Raw genomic sequence first — 713 nt, 5'->3', positions numbered from 1 at the left:
CGGCGCGGCGTCGCCGGTAGACCCGGGAGGGCAGGCGGCGGGGCGGCGGAGTCACCGGGACAGGCTACGACGTGGCGGCGGTCAGAGCGTCTTCAGCATGCGGGTGTTGCCGAGCGTGTTCGGCTTCACCCGGGCGAGGTCGAGGAACTCGGCGACTCCCTCGTCGGGAGAGCGGAGCAGCTCGGCGTAGACCTCGGGGTCGACGACCTTCTCGCCGATCGGCTCGAAGCCGTGGCGGGCGAAGAAGTCGACCTCGAAGGTGAGGCAGAACAGGCGCTTCAGGCCGAGCTCGCGCGCGTCGTTCTCGAGGCGCTCCAGGATGTGGTGGCCCACACCCCTCCCGAGCCAGTCCTGCGCGACCGCGAGGGTGCGCACCTCCGCGATGTCGTCCCACATCACATGCAGCGCACCGCAGCCGATCGCCGTCCCGTGGCCGTCCTCGGCGATGCGGAACTCCTGCACGGCGCCGTAGAGCACCACGCGGTCCTTGCCCAGGAGGATGCGCTCGTTCACGAGCGGCTCGCTGAGCTCCTGGATGAAGGGGACATCGCTCGTGCGCGCGCGGCGCACCGGGTACTTCCAATCGGCCATTCGACAAGCCTAGGCCGCACCGGGCGCGGGCCTCAAGGACCCCAAGCGCCCCTCGGGCTCGTTCATCTTCGCCGGCCCCACGGGCGTCGGGAAGACCGAGCTGGCCAAGGCGCTCGCCGAGT

The 713-nt window shown here is 70.8% G+C and carries 1 protein-coding gene; it reads right to left on the bottom strand.

Annotated features, from left to right (window positions below):
• Nucleotides 1–81 precede the first annotated feature (81 nt).
• Nucleotides 82–591 (bottom strand): amino-acid N-acetyltransferase, encoded by a 510-nt coding sequence (locus tag C5C27_RS17570; protein ID WP_104224089.1) that lies wholly within the window; start codon nt 589–591, stop codon nt 82–84.
• Between the last annotated feature and the right edge of the window lie 122 nt (nt 592–713).

Origin of the sequence: Rathayibacter sp. AY2B7 (assembly GCF_002931635.1) — a bacterium.
Classification (GTDB): Bacteria; Actinomycetota; Actinomycetes; order Actinomycetales; family Microbacteriaceae; genus Rathayibacter.
This window is presented reverse-complemented; position numbering and strand designations above follow the sequence as displayed.

What these genes read in the sequence shown, in the direction of transcription:
- C5C27_RS17570 (WP_104224089.1), bottom strand. Translation starts at nt 591, where the DNA reads ATGGCCGATTGGAAGTACCCGGTGCGCCGCGCGCGCACGAGCGATGTC.